This window comes from Streptomyces sp. SM11 (assembly GCF_002910905.1).
Taxonomy (GTDB): Bacteria; Actinomycetota; Actinomycetes; order Streptomycetales; family Streptomycetaceae; genus Streptomyces.
The window spans coordinates 6486-8605 of record NZ_NEUE01000152.1 but is presented as its reverse complement, the minus strand read 5'-3'; the positions used below and the strand labels follow the sequence as shown (position 1 = coordinate 8605).

General features: G+C 69.2%; 2 protein-coding genes. Both read right to left on the bottom strand.

The genetic code is table 11. From position 1 onward, the window contains the following. Window positions 1-529: 529 nt before the first annotated feature. Window positions 530-1045, bottom strand: coding sequence for an ATP-binding protein (locus tag B9S58_RS13040; protein WP_103532282.1), 516 nt, complete (start codon window positions 1043-1045; stop codon window positions 530-532). A gap of 274 nt (window positions 1046-1319) precedes the next feature. Next, window positions 1320-2087: an enoyl-CoA hydratase/isomerase family protein gene (locus B9S58_RS13035; RefSeq protein ID WP_103532280.1), complete on the bottom strand. Its 768-nt coding sequence runs from the start codon at window positions 2085-2087 to the stop codon at window positions 1320-1322. Between the last annotated feature and the right edge of the window lie 33 nt (window positions 2088-2120).

The window sequence follows — 2120 nt, the reverse complement described above, 5'->3', positions numbered from 1 at the left end:
CTCCGCCCGCCCCGTCGCTCCGGGCGCATCCCGCGGTGAGGGCGGCGGCCAGCGCCACGGCCCCGGCGCCCAACGCGTCGCGGCGGCCCATCGGGACCCTGCATCCGTCCATGCCCGACCACCTCGCGTTCCACGGGTTTCACCGGTTCCCGGGACACAGTAGAGGCGCGAAGGGTGAAATGAGGTGATTGAGAAGTTCGCCGGATGATCAATGAATCATTCAAGCATCACCATAAGAATGCACGGAATGCCAGGCAAGTGACCGAGCACACCTGCGATTCAACCAGCAGATGCCCGTTTGATCCTAAAATATACCGACAAGCCTCTTTGGCACCGGGGTCGCCCGTCTGCCATAGTCGGTGCCACGACCTCCATTGACCCGGGCCAGGTCGTCTTGAGCGGCCGTGAACACACCCCCCATTTCACGGCCTCCGACAGAAGCCCCCGCAGTGCCGCACCACGGCCGACCGGGGGCTTCTGCCTATCACCCGGGAGCCTCCGGCGCACCGGCCGGGGAGACTTCCGCGTATCAGCGGTCGGAGATCCGCATCTCGAACCAGGTGGTCTTGCCGCGCGGCAGCAGATCCACACCCCAGCGGTCGGAGAGCTTGTCGACGAGGAAGAGCCCCCGGCCGCTGATGTCCATCTCGCGCACCGGCATCAGGCACGGCAGTCCGCGCGAGGGATCACGCACCTCTATGCGGATCCAGCCCCGGCGACGCACCATGCGTAATCCGAAGACCCGGGCCCCGGTGTGGCGCACCGCGTTGCCGACCAGCTCGGAGACGAGGAGCACCGCGTACTCCGCGGTCTGCGGCGAGAGGGCCCACTGACGGAGCACGACGCAGGAGGTGAGCCGACGAGCGGTCGCCGCCGACTCCGGGCGGGACGGCAACCGGACTTCCCCCTCGGTCGGATTTCCGAACAACTCCACCGCCTTGAACGCCTGTTCGTCATCCATGGTCGACGTCCAGCACGCCGCGGTCGCGCTGCTGCGCGGTCGCGACTGATCCACACCCTCCAAGCCCGCCATGCCCACCATCATGGCCGCACGGATCGCCCTCCGGGGCCGTTCCGCGGGAATCCGCACCCCGGAACAACTCATTCCGCAGAAGGCTATTGGCATATGCCCCTGGCAGGACAGCGCCCCGAACGGCCCCACTGAGCTGCGGCGATGCCCGACCCGGCGAGGGTTGCCTGGCCGGCGGCGACACCGGGCCTTAAGGTTGCCTTAAGGCCCGGATAATCCGCTCTGACGGATGAACTCCCCGCGCGGGACCGCCCGACCCGACTACCGGGCCACCCATTCTGACTACCGGTCAGCGGAAGGTGGCCTTGCCCGGACCCTCCTCGACGAAGCTGCGCATGCCCCGCTCACGGTCCTCGGTGGCGAACAGACCGGAGAACCAGTTCCGCTCGATGGTGAGCCCGGTGTCGAGGTCCGTCTCCAGTCCGGCGTCCACCGACTCCTTGGCCGCGCGCAGCGCCAGCGCGGGCCCCTTGGCCAGCTTGGCGGCCCAGGCGTGCGCCTGCTCGTAGACCTCGGCGGCCGGGACCACCCGGTCGACCAGGCCCAGCGTCAGGGCCTCCTCCGCCTTGACCATGCGGCCGGTGAAGATGAGGTCCTTGGCCCGGGAGGGGCCGATCAGCCGGGCGAGCCGCTGGGTGCCGCCCGCGCCCGGGATCAGCCCGAGGAGGATTTCCGGCTGGCCGAGCCTGGCGTTGTCCCCGGCGATCCGGAAGTCGGCGCAGAGCGCCAGCTCGCAGCCGCCGCCGAGCGCGTAGCCGGTGACGGCGGCGACGACCGGCTTGGGAATGCGGGCGACGGCGGTGAAGGCGTCCTGGAGGCCCTTGGACCGGAGCACCATCGCCGTGTGGTCCATCGCCTGCATCTCCTTGATGTCCGCGCCCGCCGCGAACACCTTCTCGCCGCCGTAGAGGATCACGGTGCGCACGTCCTCGCGCTGGGTCGCCTCCTCGGCCAGCTCCCGCAGTCGGTCCTGGATCGCCACGTCCAGGGCGTTCATGGGCGGCCGGTCCAGGAGGATCGTGCCGACACCGTCGCGTACTTCGAGGGTCACAGTCATGCGAAGAGGTTAACCACCGCTAACGCCGGCGGG